The sequence below is a fragment of the Acidovorax sp. K2F genome (assembly GCF_025246485.1).
Taxonomy (GTDB): Bacteria; Pseudomonadota; Gammaproteobacteria; order Burkholderiales; family Burkholderiaceae_C; genus Acidovorax; species Acidovorax delafieldii.
Window position 1 is genome coordinate 1 of sequence record NZ_JAOBSQ010000047.1, and the last position, 16,055, is coordinate 16,055.

At 56.3% G+C, this 16,055-nt stretch carries 12 protein-coding genes, 2 pseudogenes and 1 other annotated feature; of the genes and pseudogenes, 1 reads left to right on the forward strand and 13 read right to left on the reverse strand.

Annotation, left to right across the window (positions count from 1 at the left end):
- From N4G42_RS17500 to pilV, 8 genes and pseudogenes are all read right to left on the reverse strand, one after another.
- A pseudogene (locus tag N4G42_RS17500) lies at nt 1–610 on the reverse strand (IS3 family transposase); the annotation flags it as partial.
- Nucleotides 179–295, reverse strand: a sequence feature (AL1L pseudoknot). Its footprint overlaps the pseudogene before it by 117 nt.
- Nucleotides 611–658: 48 nt before the next feature.
- A pseudogene (locus tag N4G42_RS17505) lies at nt 659–1,248 on the reverse strand (transposase); the annotation flags it as partial.
- Between the two features lie 75 nt (nt 1,249–1,323).
- Nucleotides 1,324–1,893: a GspH/FimT family pseudopilin gene (locus N4G42_RS17510; protein WP_260668070.1), complete on the reverse strand. Its 570-nt coding sequence runs from the start codon at nt 1,891–1,893 to the stop codon at nt 1,324–1,326.
- Entirely contained in the window at nt 1,890–2,405 is a 516-nt protein-coding gene (locus N4G42_RS17515) for a type IV pilin protein (RefSeq protein ID WP_260668071.1), read from the reverse strand. The genes N4G42_RS17510 and N4G42_RS17515 overlap by 4 nt, the downstream gene beginning before the upstream one ends.
- Nucleotides 2,402–6,832, reverse strand: coding sequence for a pilus assembly protein (locus tag N4G42_RS17520; RefSeq protein WP_260668078.1), 4,431 nt, complete (start codon nt 6,830–6,832; stop codon nt 2,402–2,404). Before N4G42_RS17520 ends, N4G42_RS17515 begins: the two co-directional genes overlap by 4 nt.
- A 12-nt stretch (nt 6,833–6,844) precedes the next feature.
- On the reverse strand, nt 6,845–7,489 hold the full coding sequence (locus N4G42_RS17525; protein WP_260668072.1) for a PilX N-terminal domain-containing pilus assembly protein: 645 nt from the start codon (nt 7,487–7,489) through the stop codon (nt 6,845–6,847).
- Nucleotide 7,490: 1 nt separating this feature from the next.
- Nucleotides 7,491–8,495: a PilW family protein gene (locus tag N4G42_RS17530; protein WP_260668073.1), complete on the reverse strand. Its 1,005-nt coding sequence runs from the start codon at nt 8,493–8,495 to the stop codon at nt 7,491–7,493.
- A 44-nt stretch (nt 8,496–8,539) separates the two neighbouring features.
- Nucleotides 8,540–9,190, reverse strand: a complete 651-nt coding sequence (gene pilV, locus N4G42_RS17535) for a type IV pilus modification protein PilV (protein ID WP_260668074.1) — start codon at nt 9,188–9,190, stop codon at nt 8,540–8,542.
- Nucleotides 9,191–9,604: 414 nt separating this feature from the next.
- On the opposite strand from pilV, the gene N4G42_RS17540 reads away from it, so the two are divergent.
- On the forward strand, nt 9,605–9,985 hold the full coding sequence (locus tag N4G42_RS17540) for a hypothetical protein (RefSeq protein ID WP_409557845.1): 381 nt from the start codon (nt 9,605–9,607) through the stop codon (nt 9,983–9,985).
- A 78-nt stretch (nt 9,986–10,063) separates the two neighbouring features.
- Here the strand turns inward: N4G42_RS17540 and N4G42_RS17545 are convergent, their stop codons facing one another.
- From N4G42_RS17545 to N4G42_RS17565, 5 genes are all read right to left on the reverse strand, one after another.
- Nucleotides 10,064–11,182 (reverse strand): acyltransferase family protein, encoded by a 1,119-nt coding sequence (locus N4G42_RS17545; RefSeq protein WP_260668075.1) that lies wholly within the window; start codon nt 11,180–11,182, stop codon nt 10,064–10,066.
- Nucleotides 11,183–11,422: 240 nt separating this feature from the next.
- On the reverse strand, nt 11,423–12,553 hold the full coding sequence (locus tag N4G42_RS17550; RefSeq protein ID WP_260668076.1) for an ABC transporter substrate-binding protein: 1,131 nt from the start codon (nt 12,551–12,553) through the stop codon (nt 11,423–11,425).
- A gap of 282 nt (nt 12,554–12,835) precedes the next feature.
- Entirely contained in the window at nt 12,836–13,789 is a 954-nt protein-coding gene (locus N4G42_RS17555; RefSeq protein WP_108498970.1) for an NAD(P)H-dependent flavin oxidoreductase, read from the reverse strand.
- Nucleotides 13,790–13,923: 134 nt separating this feature from the next.
- Nucleotides 13,924–15,714 carry an acyl-CoA dehydrogenase gene (locus N4G42_RS17560; protein ID WP_099730799.1) on the reverse strand — a complete coding sequence of 597 codons (1,791 nt, stop codon included), beginning with the start codon at nt 15,712–15,714 and terminating at the stop codon, nt 13,924–13,926.
- Between the two features lie 76 nt (nt 15,715–15,790).
- On the reverse strand, nt 15,791–16,055 hold a 265-nt coding region (locus N4G42_RS17565), incomplete at its 5' end, for an electron transfer flavoprotein subunit alpha/FixB family protein (protein WP_260668077.1).

The following is a 16,055-nucleotide window of genomic DNA, read 5'->3' on the forward strand; positions in this document are numbered from 1 at the left end:
AGCGGGCCACGGTCACGCCTTCGCGCGCTAGTTGCCGCCATACCTTGTCGGCGCCATAAACCTGCATGTTGGCCTGCCAGACTCGTTGAATCTGCGGCATCAGCAATTCGTCGCGTTTCGCTCTGGCGCAGCGTTTGTGAGGCTCGCGCACCAGCGCGGCGTGGCGCCGATACGCTGACGGGGCAACCTGCAAGACCTTGCAGAGCGGCTCGACCCCGAAAGCATTGCGCTGCTGGTCGATAAAGGCCCTCAAGACTTGAGCCGGCGGTCGAGCTCCGCCTGGGCGAAAAACGCGCTGGCCAGCTTCAATATCTCGTTGGCTCGGCACAATTCTTTGACCTCGCGCTCCAGCTCCTTGACCCGCTGGGCTTCGGCTGTGGTGACGCCTTCTCGCGTACCTGCATCAACTTCGGCACGCTTGACCCACTCGTGCACGCTTGACCCACTCGTGCACGCTTGACCCACTCGTTCAGGGTCTGCGGCACGCAACCAATCTTGGGGGCAATGGATTCGATGGCAGCCCACAGGGATGGGTACTCCCGCGCTGCTCCTGCACCATTCTCACTGCGCGCTCACGCACCTCGGGCGAGAACTTGTTCGTCTTCTTCATGGCTCAATCCTCTCAGAGTGTTGAGCCTCCTCAAAAACCGGGGCGATTCACCGCCGCCACGTACAGCCAGCCTTCTGCCGTCCAGATGTAGGCGAGGTCGGCCACCCACTTCTGGTTCGGGCGATCGGCCTGGAGCTGTCGGTCCAGTAAGTTGTTTAACACGGCATTGCGCACGCCGCGGTCCTTAAGCAGCCCACGCCGTCGGGGCTGGCTCGTCATGCCTGCTCGCGCATGAGCCGTTCGATGCGGTGCAGACCACAGGCCTGACCTTGCTCCAGCACGCCGTACCACACACGGCGTGCGCCGTAGGTGCGGTCGCTGCGTAAGACGCTCCGGCAGCCCCGCGCGCCCAGCACTTCATCGCTGAGGCTGCGCCGGCTCCTGGGCCGTGTGAGCCACGCGTAGCAACCACTCCGTGAAACACCGAGCGCCTCGCACATCAGATTGACCGGCCAGGCCCCTCGGTGTTTCGCCACGAAGCCGAACTTCACATCGACTCCTTCGCGAACCCACTTGAGTAGCACGTTTTCGTGAATGTCCGGGTCTTTGGCAGCCTGGCGCACAACCACATCACGCTCGGTAACCAGCTTGACCACCTCGAGCTTAAACTCTCGGCTGAATGCCCTTCTTCTCTCCATGAACCACCTCCGGTTTCATCTTCTACCTTAACAAGGTGTCTTTGAAACCGGCAAGAGCCCACACTACCGACTTGCTCACTGAGTAGCTGAACTAGTGCAGCTGGTGTCTGTACTCGGTTTGCAAGCTCTCACCCGCCCCGTCCGAGCCACCACCACACGCCTGGTTTCCTCCAAGGCACTAGCACTGGGTGTGTCGGTCCTAGCAATCGTCAAGCTGAGTGCAACAGGAGCAGCACTGTTGTCCACTGAATAGCCAGAGCTATCAAACTTGATGTAGGGAGTTGAACCCGCTGCAATACTGTTGCCAGTGATATTGAAATAGCTCTTAAGAGCATCTTGCGTCTGAACTGCTATGTCAGTTCCCTCTGTATAAGAGTTGTCGCGATCCGTATCGACGTAAACAATCCAACCACTGTTCCAGCCAGCGCCTCTGGGAATAACAAATGCGTTCCTCCCAGTCTTCATAGCTTCACCCTTTGCAGCATTCACCGCAGCCAACAATGAATTGGTTAGCGAAGTGAGTTCTGAATTACGCTGATATTGAACAAAATTGGGTGCAGCAAGCGTAGCCAAAACTGCTGCTATCGCTATCGTAACAATAAGCTCAATAAGGGTAAAACCAGCACTGAGATTTTTCATCATCATGGCCAACAAATTTTTGGATCCGTGGCAGCAGCAGTGCCAGTGCACGATTTGGTACCAGTTGTAGTCATTTGCAAAGCACCCACCTTGGGATCTGCCTTGACTGGCGTTGCTATAACTCTGACGCAATCGCCAATTGAGAGCGTGCCAGAACCGGCTGGGCAAGCATCAGCACTTAATATGTAGTGAGAATTAGCCAGCGTATCGCCCGAAAAGGTCTTGAAAGGTACAGATGTCGCGGTCACGCCACCGCAAGCCGAACCAGGCGATGTAGCAGTGGCCGCCCCCGTTGATGCATTAGTTGTGAAGCCGAGATAGCAATTCTGCTGGGTGATGTAACGCTCTTGTTGCTGAATTAACTGTGCCACAGCAGCCCTGCCTTGGGCTCTACGCCCCTTCAGTACAGAGTCCGTGTAAGCGGGATAGGCAACAGAAGCCAGAATACCAATAATTGCCACCACAATCATTAGTTCAATCAGGGTAAACCCCGCGGAATACTTTTTGAATCTATTCATGGCGCATTCTTCATATCTTGATAATTAAAAATTTGCCGCCAATTTAAGCGCCCAATGGTTTCTTTTGTTGTTACAGGGGGGGCGCTAGTATCGATGCCACTCTGTGCCTGCGTAAAGCGACGCAATGTCGTTGTCCGAATACGCCTTCCAGTGCTATCAGATGGAGTAACGACTGTCTCGGAATCGCTGGAGAGAAGGACTGGGGGGCCGAGCAACCCAAGGCTGGAGGGCGTATAGGACCCAGAGCCGCTGTTGATGCTTAGGAAGTATTGATTCCCACTGCCCAGCGTATTGGAGCAGGAACCAGCACCAGAAGTAGTTGAGCCTGGGATTTTAGAATTGACAGCAGCCGACAACGTCCCTAAATCAAGCGCAGCCTGGTCGATTCTCTCACCAGACACTGGCAAATCAAAATACCAGCCGGCTCGACTACTTGTATCAGTATTGGTCGCTGGGCGCCCCCATTTGAAAGCACTCACTGTAATAGCCTTGGTAGTCGTATTTACCGTACCTGCTTGCAGGCGCCCTCGACCTGTAACGACACTCGCCCCTGCAGGTGAATCGTCAGCACTAGTAGCACCGTTATCATAAACAGCATACAGCGACTGAGTCGTCGTGGAAATATTATCCCCAGACTCCAGATACTTGCCGGTTCCAAAAACCACATAGAAAGACTCCACTCCACCGACAATCGGACCGGCAAAAGGAGTTGGCGCGGCGAAAATAGGCTGCACTTTAGGTGTTGCATCTCCCGTACGGGCGATATATAGCGGGTATGGAACAGGGCTTCCAGCGCTACCCTTATCGAAGAAAGACAGTTTGTCCATATTCCAATCCGATGGAGCCTTCCCTGCAAACTTGAGCCTCCACAGAGCACCGTGAAGGTCACCCATGTAGATATCAGTCATCTCGCCCTGAGTACCATACAAAGCGCTAAAGTTCGCTAATCCCGTTGCATTGCTGGTTGCCAAACTGGAACTTGTAGGTATAGAAACCTTGTAGTAATTATTACCCAACGACCATGCTGCACCAGAAGGCTTGTCGAGAGCAAGTAAAAAGAGCGCTGGCTTGCCAGTCGCACTAAACCTGCCATCCGCATCTGGAACATAGTTATTCACCCCACTACCCACCACTGCAAACCAACGATAGGTGACTGTTGAGCTAGTACCGCTCGTTTTAATCTTTAATATCTTTGGCTCTCCGACTACCTGGCCCATATCTTCGTCGTCGGCACGAGTGAACTCCCACATCACACTGGATGCACTGAAATTGGAAGGATTGGAGACATCCAGGGCAAAGACTCCGGAGCCCCCCCCTCCAGTACCAGACACAAGAACTGTTTTCCAGTCGGTGCTTGCACCTGTGTTCGCAACTTGTGCCTCCGACACAACCGATGGAGCATCGACGTAATTTTGATGATTATTGGCAAAAGAGGGATCTGTCAAGGCAGACAAATTGCGTCCGAGCCAGCTTGGGATATAAGCAAACAATTCATCCCCCGTCGTAGCACTAAACGCGTGAAGCATCCCGTCATTAGACCCTGCGAAAACGGCGGGCGTGCGCGCATCATAGGCAGTTCGGAAAGCAGCATAACCAGTGCCGGTAAACGCTTTAGAAGGCGCACCAGAATAGGTAATATTGGAGTTCACAATATCACCCAGCAATGAGCTACGGACCCTGAATGGAGCACCTTCTTTGGTCCTGTCGCCACGAAGATAGGCCAACCTATCAGGCCCAAGACCGTCTGCAGCTGCAGAAGGGCTTGGTTTATTCAACTGATCCTTGAGCGCCGTATCGATGGCGGTCCAAGTAAATGCAGTAGCAGTCGAAGTGGAGGTCGCCCCTACACGGCCGACAAAGATCTTGCGATTGGTCGCAGGCGAAATCATGTTGTCCAACCGCTGGGCAGCACTCCAGAGCTGCGTGCCGATCACAAGATTATTGCTTGCATCTTGGGTAACAGGCTCAGCAACAACATCGCCACTCCAATTGCTAGTGTCGAATTTTGCAGAGTAAGAAACGGAATTGCTTGTGACTTTACTACCCGTACTCAAGCCACCGCCAGCAACACTTCGCGCACTGGTTGAAGCTCTGCTGAAAATCTCATCGAAAGCAGTGAGCACCTCCCGGGCCGGAGAAGTTTTCGAGGTATTGTAAACGTAATATGTTCCAGCTTCGCCAGCCTCATTGGCCTTTTGCCAGACATTATTGTTATTTACGTTATTTTGATCTTTAAAAGGATTGCCCTTTACATTATAAGGCTTCTGCCCCGGATTAGTAGGATCCGTTTCAAAACCACCATACTTAGCAGCCATGAAGAATTGATTGGCCGTGCGACGTGTATTATCGTCATTTTGAGCCCCGTATTCATTCACATCGAACACAAACGTTTTTACGCGCAGCCCGGGACGCTGTTTAGCAGAGTCAGCGGTCCACCCTGCTCCGCGTATATCATGCGTTCTCGCCCAATAGGCCGAACCCATGATTTGACTACGATCGGTTCCACTAGGCACACTGTTATTGGCTGTATTGGGATTCGAGATGGTTTGCGTATTCCCCTGCCCATCCACATAACTTCCCGCTGTATTCTTCTCAAACTTCTGAACAATACCACGCCAATAATTTATATCGGGAATATTATTAGCTACGCTTGCAGTCGGCAGCCGATTACCATCATGGGTATTTATATCACCCACCACCACAATATTACTCTTCACACAGGAGTAGTCACTGGTGTTGCTACGGCCATCTCCATATGGATCAGTCCACGATGTGAAGTAAGGAAACCCATCCGCCATTGTTGGGGTAATAGTGCCACTGATGGAGTCGGCACTCGGCTGCAGGCCTTGCAAATAACGAAGTGTCTCGTAGTGCAGCTCACCCACTGGGTCATATTTTTTGTACACCCCGGGCGTAGGTCCAGTTCGACCGAATTTGTTCAAATAATTAATAACCCCACTAATAGCGGGTGAAGCATTAGAGTCCGGATTGTCGTAAAAAACTCCAGTATTTGCATTCCACTCAGCCTTCGGATTTCCGCCTGACGGCGTATTGTCTTGCCCGGCAATACTGTAAGTCTTCGTCCCAACATATTTCATGGGTGCGCGAAGAACCCCGCCATAGCGCCCGCCAGAATTATAACTAGCCGTTTGATCCAACAAATAACCAAATGCAGCAAGACGCATTTGATCACTATATTTTTGAATCACACCAGTCGGCTTATAGTTCCCGCTTGGATATTGTTTACAAAAATTGTAATTCCGAGAATCCTGCAAAGCGCCAGAGATAGCGTTGCACACCTGTACTCGAGCATAGAAAAATCCGTCGGAATTTAATGCTGCAGAGGAAGTTGGCGGCGTCCAAGACCCGGAATAGTCTGCAATGTAGCAACTCTTGGTTTGCCCAGACCAAGGATCCCCAAAAACTGCATTGGTGCATGAAACGCCGTTATATGCAGGCGCTACTTTCCATTTATTAGTTCCACCTGATTTTGCACCGTACCACACCTCTTTCACCCCCGTGAAACTGCATGTCGCATTTTCAGCAGCGCACATTGTGGAGCCGCTGGGTCGATTGGAAGTACTGTTTGCTATAGGACCAATGGCAGTAGAGCTGGTGCTGGCACCCAAAGTATACGCGGAAGTATTTCCACATCCTCCTGTCTGCGAAGTGCCAAAATAAATACGATTCAGAGTGTTCGCAACGTAGATGTCACTGCCATTAGCAGCAGTAATCATGGCAGTGGGAACTGCCCCCCAATAAGTCCCGGCTCCGCCACCATCCTTCGACAATTGCTTAGCTGGGAAATTGGTACTGTTCCACATGCATGTGGGATCGCCATTAGGGATAACTGCCCGCTGCAGAATCGTCAGAGATGCGGTATCAATATACCGGTCCCCACCCGACAGAGCGAGGCGAAGCATGTCAATGGCCGAACTGGACGCCCAGTTCAAAAAATTACCACTGAATGCATTCGAACATTTACGGGCTGTAGCCGCGCCGACACGATCAAACCTCTTGTAATCGGCAACAGTTTGCGTACCTGTAGGCGTCTCTGAAGGAGTATCATTATAAGAATAACAACTTTCAGCATCGTAATAACCTAGATACTCTTTAGCAGAACTATAGGTGTTATCAGTACTGCCGCCCGGAGTGTATTGAGCCCCAACAGTTGGAAATTCAACAGACAACGCAAGCGCCAAAGCTGGTTTGTCAACGACCACTGCAGCATATAAAGGCTCTGTGGCAAGAGCCACAGCAGGAATTGCAGGAGGAGTTCCGCTTCCGATTGCGACAAAAGAGGCTGCTATAACAATTGGCGCCAGCCCCCAAGCAAGATATGGAACTCGCGTGCGAGGGAATACATCTCGAATTTTCTGACGCATATTGGCGCTGACAACTGTCAGATTTTCAGATAATTTTGACATATTTTTCACCACTCAATTTCTGTAAATCATCTGAACCACACCTTGCGTCTCCCCATTGGGACCAAAACCCATGGAAGTAACGCGATAGACGTAAGACGGCCCCGATCCAGCTGTTGGATCTGTAGTTCTGTAAGATTTCACCCCGTATCGGTCAAGAATAGGCTCTATCACATAGCGAGGCGGCTTTGCGGGCTGCGTACCTTTGACTCCTGACGGAAAATCGCGTCCCGTATAAGTACCCAACTGCACCGACTTCGCGCCAGTGCCGGAGTCTGTAAAGTCAACTGTCAGCCATGCAGGCTTACCGATTTCTTTCAGAGCACACAGGCCAACACTTTGCCCCGAATCTCCGCAGTTATCTATAAACTTAGCGAGATCTACATCTCCACGCTTGAATATAGAATTGCGTTTATTGGGTGAGGCGGCCGGAAGCCCCTCAATATCAAACTCTGCGTCTATCAGACCTGCTTCAGCGCCCTGCCACGCGATCTGCATATCTCTTTCATTTCGAGTTCCTCGCTCACCCATCATCGATATCTGTATACCCCCGACCCCGAGCACAGAAACCACAATAAGAATCAGCATTACAATGATCAGCGACAGGCCGCGCTGATGCATTAACACACCTTTTATTTGTCGAAGATTTGTAATTCTCATTTCAGTACTCGCCCTGAAAATTTCGCAGATGCACGGTGAACGTGACAACTTGTCTCAGACGGTTATCAGTGGTCGGCGTGTAAACAGTTCCTGGGTCCGTCGTGTTATTCGCAAACCCCGATCCTTTGGTGCCACTGGTAGAGCCTTTTGAGACCCCCAGTGGGTAAAAAGTTTGGCTGCTGCTATCTACAGCAGAGCCCGGTGGCCCACGCAAAACAACACCAATTCTTATACTTCTAACACGTTGCCAGTTAGCGTAAGTAGCAACATCGTTACCAGCAACCGTCAACTGATCCGCCCTTAAATATCGCTCGGGGATCGAATCGGCTGAAACGGAGGGAATAGGGACCGTGGTATTCCCCGGCGCAATACCGTCAACTCCATAAAGGACTTGAAAATTTTCCACACCGGAGATGATTGGTTGCACATCATAGGGTGCGGCACCAGTATCGGACCGCGAGCACATAAGAGCAGGCTCACCGTCTGATCCAACGCCCACATGGAGAATGCTGACCAGCTTGTCATCCAGTCCTGTTGCGACTACCGTGGACGCAACACCAGCACAGTCAATCATGGTGTTGTCGGAAGTTACGGCATCCGGAGTCGATGAGCTAGTTTGATGCCTCAGTACCAAAATGTCGCTTCCGTAGCCCACTTGACCAGATGTGCGTGCTGTGCCTGCATCCCACGTCGTGGTAGAGGTACGGGAAGCGTTGTTCAAGCCAAACACGTTCGGTGGAGGGGTGCCAGCTCCGTACGATTGATTTACTTTGGCGGTCGTATCGGTCGCAAACTTGATATCCCTGTACCCAGCCTGCACGCCCAGACGCTGCGTAAGGCTTTGCAGATAACGCCCGTTGTCCCGCAACTGCGATGCGGCATCAACCGCGGTAAATCCCTGACGAGAAATTAATAAAGAAGCGGCGGCAGCAAGAGCAATCAACAAGCCCAGGGCCATAGCCACCATCAACTCGATAAGTGTGACGCCCTTTTGGACAGTAGTCACGAGGCGCCCCCTTCTAAATCCGTTGCTGACAGTTGAGTGTTTCATCATGTAACGTTACCACTGGTCACAGGAACCACTACGTAAGGTCGGCTAGTGCTGTCGCTTGCTCTTTCAAGTGCTGCGGTGCCGCTCTTGCTTTTGTCAGTCACAGTCCGTGTCCACCCAATTTTGATGAACACGATTTCGTCAGCTCCCGTCGCGTTGCATGACCATTGAGGGAGTCCATTGGCGTCGTACGGCGTGCCATCGAAGCACACTGTGACTCGTGCGTCGGGCAGATCAGCAGCCACGCGAGCCAGCCAGTCTGTCATTTCTGCAGTAGCAACATCTAGCGTGGATGTGCATCCGGTGGATGCGTTACCTACAGCCATGCAATAGCTGGGCGATGAAATAGTCATTGACGTCACCAAGTAGGGATTAGCAGCCGCAGTGGTTTTTACGGCAATTTCTTTGTTGCCACGCATCATTTCAGCTAACTCGCGGGCATAAACCACCGCCTGAGCTTGAAGACGGGCATCCCGATTCGCCTGAAGTGCAAATGCTTGCATGCCCACGGTCCCCAACATGCCAAAGGCCAAAATTACAATGGCTACCAAGATCTCCACCAAAGTGAAGCCGCCTTCGTTTCGGTGAACATCCACATTTTGAGCGGATAGTTGGTAGCGGATTGAGCCACATGAAGATCGAGATTTCATGCACATATCTTACGAAGCGACTGGTATTTAGGGTAGGTGCTGCCGAACCGCTTGTGCGCTCGGATTGACCGCCGAGCGCCAAAGAGAAGTTCAACGGCCTCGAGCATGCAGTTGTGTCCTCACACTGCGCTGACAAGTTTCATCAAAGACAAGTACGCGGGCGGGAGCCAGTGCTCCTGTCTGAACTCCATGCGCTCAGAGCCGCGCTAACCACTGGTTGACTGATGTTTGTGGCGATGCCAGCGCATTCGGTTTTTGCTTCACGCAGGCGAGCATGACTTGAGGCCGTCTACGGACCTCTCGAGCATGTTTACAACCAAACCGTCAACAAAGGCCCATTCGCGCAGTTGAAGTATGTTTCAGCTCAATGTCCATTTGTTGTTACCTGTATCTCCAGAGACAATGCTGCTCAACATGACTTCTTCGCAGCGCACCGAAAGCCAGCAAACTTCCGACGCATTCGACCCGGATTCAACCCTGGCATTCCAGCGCCGCATGGAGCGAGCGCCGGAGTGGTTTTGTTCTTTTCTCGCGGGCAACAGCCGGGAAAAGAGCCGCTTGCGCCGCGAGATGGCCACCATGAAAGGCTCGGTGGTCTGGCTGGTGCAGCAGCGCCGCCAGGGCACCTGGAGTGCCGAGGAACGAGCCCACCTGCGGGATGTGATGCGGTCCGCGTCTTCGGTCAGCCCTTATCTTTTTATCTGGGTGATCCCCGGCTCGATGCTCCTGCTGCCCTTCATGGCGTGGTTTCTGGACAAGCAGCGCAAGCGCCGGGAACGCAAGCTTTTGCGGTAGCACGGCACTGGGCTGAAGGACATGGCGCGCTTAAAAAGACAGCCCAGTCGGCCTGCCCCTGCGGTCTCAGCTTAGGGGCTATGCCCAGTTGCTAGTGATAACAACCAACATGCCAGCCCCCACCAGCCCCAGTTGCCAGCGCAGGGCCGTGGACCACGATGGCACATGACGCTCCACTCGCAGATACAACAGACGCCCAGCTGCCAGCGACAGCCCAAACGCCAGGAGCATGCCCACGGCGTTCAGCGCTGGTGATGTAGGCCAGAGGTGGCTGACCACCGCGTTCACAAGCAAGCACACGGCAAAGTGCACCAGAAACACCGAGTACGACATCTGGCCGAGCTTTACGAGCGGCGTCACGCCGAAAAAGCTGCGCACGCGCGCAGAGCGCATGGCCACCACCAGGCACAAGGCCGTGACGGCAGCCACGGCAATGCGTGCCCGGAAATCCAACGCCAGCGCTGCCCCCACCAGCAGCGCCATGAGGCAGACCCATGCCTGCGCCTGCGGCGCCCGCACCGCCCAGTAGGCCAGCATGCCCAGGCCGTAGGCACCAAAAAAGTACAGCGCCCACATGTCCAACCCCGCGATGCGGTTGAAAACCCATAGCGAGGCAGCAGCCACCAACAGCACCAGCCCCTGCGACAAGGCCGCTGCATGGTGCTGTACCCAGCGCACAGGCAGCGCGCGTACACCGGCCAGCATCAGCACAGTCAGCGCAAAGAGTTGAAAGTCGATGGCCACGTACCACACGCCAGCCGACAAAGCACCTTCACCCACGATGTCCTGCAGCAGCAAAGCGTTCGCCAACAGTTGTGACAAGGTGGGTTGGTCGGGCACGGAGTGGTGCTCCATCCAAGGTCGCACGAGGGCGGCGACCACCACCGCCAGCATCAACGCCACGGCATAAGGCACCACAAGCCGCACGAAGCGTTTGGCAATGGCGGTGCCCGCATGGTCGAAACGCGCAAAGCCCTGGGGCGCAAGGCTCGCAGCAGCCAGGTACCCACCCAACACCAGAAACACCTGCACCGCCATGCGCCCATAGTCATATAGCCACGCTATGAGTGCTGGAGCCAAGGGATGGGCGATGTCGGACATCGGGCCATAAAAGGCCAAGTGGTGCCACACGATGGTGGCGCAAGCCATGCCCTTGATCATGTCGATCAAGGGTGTGCGGGATGTGGACGAAGACATAGGGTGAGGTGTTGAATCCCCGCGGACAGCGCGCCGCTGGATATCCGGATTCCCTCCGCGCTGATTCGCCTGCTGCGCAAATCAGCAAGACGAACTGAACCGAGGATGGAACAACAAAACCCGCTATTGTCCTCCGTCAGAGGATTTTTTGCACAGCTGCACTGTCTCCCGCTGGTCTGCCATCACCTGCAGCGGGCTCGATGAACAAGAGTCCGCCCACCGCGCGAAGCGTGGAGACCCTCAGTAACGCAGACTGCCTTCCGCGTCCACGATAGCCAGCTCCACATAGGTCGACCCATTGTGGTTGCGCGGCGAATACTTCACGCTGAAACGACCAAAAGCAATTTCACCCGCGTCCTCCATCGTTTTGGAGAACGACTCGGTAGTCAGGTTGCGCCCCGTGCGGCGTAGCCCTTCCACCAGCAAGCGTGCGTGGACAAAACCTTCAAACTGCGAAGCCGAGGGTTGAGCGCCGGGCGACTTGGCACGCAGCAGGCTCAGATATTCGACCACCACTGGGATAGTGGTGTTGCGCAGCGAAGGCATGATCTGCGCCAGGATGATGCCCCGCGCCTTGTCCCTGAGTTCGCGCTGGATCACGTCCATGCTGGCCACCGAGAACCCGTAGTAGGCAGGACGCGCCGCCGTGGCCTGTACCGCCTTGATGTAGCTCGTGAAAGTGGTGCCGCCGGTCGCCACGATCACAGCCTGGGGCTGGGCTTTTTCAGTCGCCTGTGCGGCGGCGGCAAAGTCGGGCTGCTTGGGGTCCACCTTGATCTCGGCCACAAAGGGCAGCTTCTCCTCGTCCGAAGCCTTCTTGAGCTCACCTGCCAGTGTCTTGCCCAGGCCGTCGTCCTGAAAGAACACCGCCACACGGGTGATGCCTTGCTGGCGCAGCTGCGACACGATCTTGCTGGCCTCATTCGCATAACCCGCACGCACATGGAACACATACGGATTGAACGCCTCCCGGAACACCGAGGCACCTGTGACGGGGCCAAACAGCACAGTGCGCTGCTCCTTGAGCAGCGGCAGGATGGCCGCTGTCTGCGCCGTACCGGTGCTATGGAAAATCATGAACACCTTGTCGTTCTCCAGCAGCTGGCGCGTGTTTTCCACGGCCTTTTGCGGGTCGAAAGCATCATCGAGTGTGGTGTACCGGATCATGCGGCCATGTACCCCGCCCTGCGCGTTCACCGCGTCGAACAGCAGTCGCGAGCCCTCGCCGTACTGCGCCGTCTGCGGCCCGAGCGGTCCCGACAGCACGACCGAGGCACCCAGCCGGATTTCATCGGCGGTCACGCCTTCATTGCGGGCATGAACCAGGGTGGTGGCGCACACGGCCAGCAGGCACACAAAAGCACGGAACATCAGGCATCTCCCTCGCAACATGGTGACAAGGCCGGCGAACGTGGCACCGGCATTCATTGATTATTTTTCATCACCATTATCGGTAGGGGGCTTCTCCTCCTCACGCGGGTTTCCCCTCGGGTGCGTCACCGCAAAGACACCGCTCAAACACCTCCCACAAAGACATTCGCCCGCCATGTGTGGATACACATGGCGGGCGAAACAAACGGCGGGGTGAGGGAAGAAGGACGGCCGAACGCCCCCAGAGGCACAAAGCCAGCGCCCCTCACACAGAGCGCAGATTCAGAGCTTGAGACGGGCCCGGGCCGCCTCGTATTCACTGCGCAGCTTGGCGACCAGTTCGGCGGTGCTGGTCACGGCATTGATGGAGCCGATGCCCTGGCCGCAGCCCCAAATGTCCTTCCAGGCCTTCTTGGCGTCGCCGCCAAAGTTCATCTTGCTGGGGTCGGACTCTGGCAGGTTGTCCGGGTCCATGCCGGCCGCGCGGATCGAGGGCGCCAGGTAGTTGCCATGCACGCCCGTGAACAGGTTGCTGTAGACGATGTCGTCCGAGTTGCCGTCCACGATGGCTTGTTTGTAGGCCTCGCTGGCGCGGGCCTCATGGGTGGCGATGAAGGCCGAACCGATGTAGCCAAAGTCCGCCCCCATGGCCTGTGCAGCCAGCACCGCGCCGCCACTGGCAATAGAGCCGCTGAGCGCCAGCGGGCCGTCGAACCACTGGCGGATTTCCTGGATCAGCGCAAACGGGCTCTTGGTGCCAGCATGACCACCAGCACCGGCCGCCACGGCGATCAGGCCGTCAGCGCCCTTCTCAATCGCCTTGTGCGCGAACTTGTTGTTGATGATGTCGTGCAGCACCACGCCGCCCCAGGCATGCACGGCCTGGTTCACGTCCTCGCGCGCACCCAGGCTGGTGATGATGATCGGCACCTTGTACTTGGCGCACACCTGCATGTCGTGCTCCAGCCGGTCGTTGCTCTTGTGCACGATCTGGTTGATGGCAAACGGCGCAGCAGGCTTGTCTGGGTTCGCCTTGTTGTAGGCCGCCAAGGTTTCGGTGATCTCGGCCAGCCACTCGTCCAGCAGTTCGGCAGGGCGGGCATTGAGCGCGGGCATGGAGCCCACCACACCGGCCTTGCACTGCTCGATCACGAGCTTGGGGTTGCTGATGATGAACAGCGGCGAGCCGATGACGGGCAGCGACAGGTTTTGCAACACGGGAGGCAGTTTGGACATGGCAACAACTTCCAGAACAAGAATAGGGATGGAATAGGCCGGATGCGCTAGTGAATCATGCGTCCGTAGCTATCATTTTTATATCAAGGCCCCTGCCCCGCAGGTGGCCTGTCTCCTCACGGCACGCCAGTCCTTCAGAAGGCTTCCAGCGCCAGCTCGGTCACGCTGGCCGCGCCTTCCACAATGCTGTCGCGCAGGCCTGGTGCCTTCACCAGGATGTGGTCGGCATAGAACTGGGCCGTGGTGATTTTTGCGCGCATGAAGGCTTCGTCCTGTCCCTTGTGCAACAGGTCTTGCGCCACCAGCAGGCTGCGTGCCAGCTGCCAGCCCGCCACCACATTGCCCGCCAGCATCAGGTAGGGCACGCTGCCCGCAAACACGGCGTTGGGTTGGGCCTTGGTGCCACCGGCTACAAAGTCGATCACGTCGAGCAGCGCCTTGCGCGCCGCCGTCAGGCGTTTGGCCACGGCCAGCGCAGCGGGCGTGCCACTGGCCAGCAGGTCGGCCTCGGTCTTCTCGATCTGCGCGGCGATGCCCTTGGCCACCTGCCCGCCATCGCGTGCCGTCTTGCGGCCGACGAGGTCGTTGGCCTGGATGGCGGTGGTGCCTTCGTAGATGGTCAGGATCTTGGCGTCGCGGTAGTACTGGGCCGCGCCGGTTTCTTCGATGAAGCCCATGCCACCATGCACCTGCACACCGAGGCTGGTCACTTCCAGGCTGGTCTCGGTGCTGTAGCCCTTGACCAGCGGCACCATGAATTCATAGAACGCCTGGTTCTGCTTGCGCGTGTCGGCATCGGGGTGGTGGTGTGCGGCATCAAACGCCGCAGCCGCCACCGTGGCCATGGCGCGGCAACCCTCAACGGTAGCGCGCATGGTCATGAGCATGCGCTTGACGTCAGGGTGGTGAATGATGGCGGCGCTGGCGTTGATGCTGCCGTCCACGGGGCGGCTCTGCACGCGGTCTTTCGCGTACTGAACGGCCTTCTGGTAGGCGCGCTCGGAGATCGCGATGCCCTGCATGCCCACGGCGTAGCGGGCCGCATTCATCATGATGAACATGTACTCCAGGCCCCGGTTCTCCTGGCCCACCAGGTAGCCCACCGCGCCGCCGTGGTCGCCAAACTGCAGCACGGCCGTAGGCGATGCCTTGATGCCCAGCTTGTGCTCGATGCTCACGCAATGCGCGTCATTCCGCGCGCCCAGGCTTCCGTCCTTGTTGACCATGAACTTTGGCACCACGAACAGGCTGATGCCCTTGACCCCCTCCGGCGCGCCCTGCACGCGGGCCAGCACCAGGTGGATGATGTTCTCGGCCATGTCGTGCTCACCGTAGGTGATGAAGATCTTGGTGCCGAAAATCTTGTAGGTGCCGTCGGGCTGGGGTTCTGCACGCGTGCGCACCAGGGCCAGGTCCGAGCCCGCCTGGGGTTCGGTCAGGTTCATGGTGCCGGTCCACTCGCCGGTCACCAGCTTTTCGAGGTAGGTGGCCTTGAGTTCATCGCTGCCTGCTGTCAGCAGCGCCTCGATGGCGCCATCGGTCAGCAGCGGGCACAGCGCAAAGCTCATGTTGGCGCTGTTGGTCATCTCGATGCAGGCCGCGCCGATGGTCTTGGGCAGGCCCTGGCCGCCAAAGTCGGCGGGGTGCTGCAGGCCTTGCCAGCCGCCTTCGCCATATTGGCGGAAGGCTTCCTTGAAGCCGGGGGTGGTGGTGACCACGCCGTCTTTCCAGCTCGACGGGTTCTTGTCGCCTTCCCAGTTGAGCGGCGACAGCACCCCTTCATTGAACTTGGCACACTCTTCCAGCACGGCGGCGGCCGTGTCCAGCCCGGCATCTTCAAAACCAGGGATTTGCGCGATCTGTTCAATGTTGGCCAGGTGCTCGATGGCGAACAGCATGTCCTTGACGGGGGCGGTGTAGCTCATGGGTGTCTCCGGGAAAGCGAAATTTCGTCAAAAAAAAGGCATCGCGAGCGATGCCTTTGTGTGCACAGGGGCGTTCTTACAGGGCCTTGACCAGTTCAGGCACAGCCGTGAACAGATCCGCTTCCAGCCCATAGTCAGCCACGCTGAAGATCGGTGCCTCAGGGTCCTTGTTGATCGCCACGATCACCTTGGAGTCCTTCATGCCCGCCAAGTGCTGGATAGCACCCGAGATACCGGCAGCCACATACAACTGCGGTGCCACGATCTTGCCGGTCTGGCCCACTTGCCAGTCGTTGGGCGCGTAGCCCGCGTCCACCGCCGCGCGGCTGGCACCCAGGGCG

Bases quoted from the DNA above. Each gene is read 5' to 3' on its own strand.
- pilV (WP_260668074.1), bottom strand. From the start codon at position 9,190: ATGAAATCTCGATCTTCATGTGGCTCAATCCGCTACCAACTATCCGCT.
- N4G42_RS17540 (WP_409557845.1), top strand. From the start codon at position 9,605: ATGACTTCTTCGCAGCGCACCGAAAGCCAGCAAACTTCCGACGCATTC.
- N4G42_RS17555 (WP_108498970.1), bottom strand. From the start codon at position 13,789: ATGTCCAAACTGCCTCCCGTGTTGCAAAACCTGTCGCTGCCCGTCATC.
- N4G42_RS17550 (WP_260668076.1), bottom strand. From the start codon at position 12,553: ATGTTCCGTGCTTTTGTGTGCCTGCTGGCCGTGTGCGCCACCACCCTG.
- N4G42_RS17520 (WP_260668078.1), bottom strand. From the start codon at position 6,832: ATGTCAAAATTATCTGAAAATCTGACAGTTGTCAGCGCCAATATGCGT.
- N4G42_RS17515 (WP_260668071.1), bottom strand. From the start codon at position 2,405: ATGAATAGATTCAAAAAGTATTCCGCGGGGTTTACCCTGATTGAACTA.
- N4G42_RS17525 (WP_260668072.1), bottom strand. From the start codon at position 7,489: ATGAGAATTACAAATCTTCGACAAATAAAAGGTGTGTTAATGCATCAG.
- N4G42_RS17545 (WP_260668075.1), bottom strand. From the start codon at position 11,182: ATGTCTTCGTCCACATCCCGCACACCCTTGATCGACATGATCAAGGGC.
- N4G42_RS17560 (WP_099730799.1), bottom strand. From the start codon at position 15,714: ATGAGCTACACCGCCCCCGTCAAGGACATGCTGTTCGCCATCGAGCAC.
- N4G42_RS17510 (WP_260668070.1), bottom strand. From the start codon at position 1,893: ATGATGATGAAAAATCTCAGTGCTGGTTTTACCCTTATTGAGCTTATT.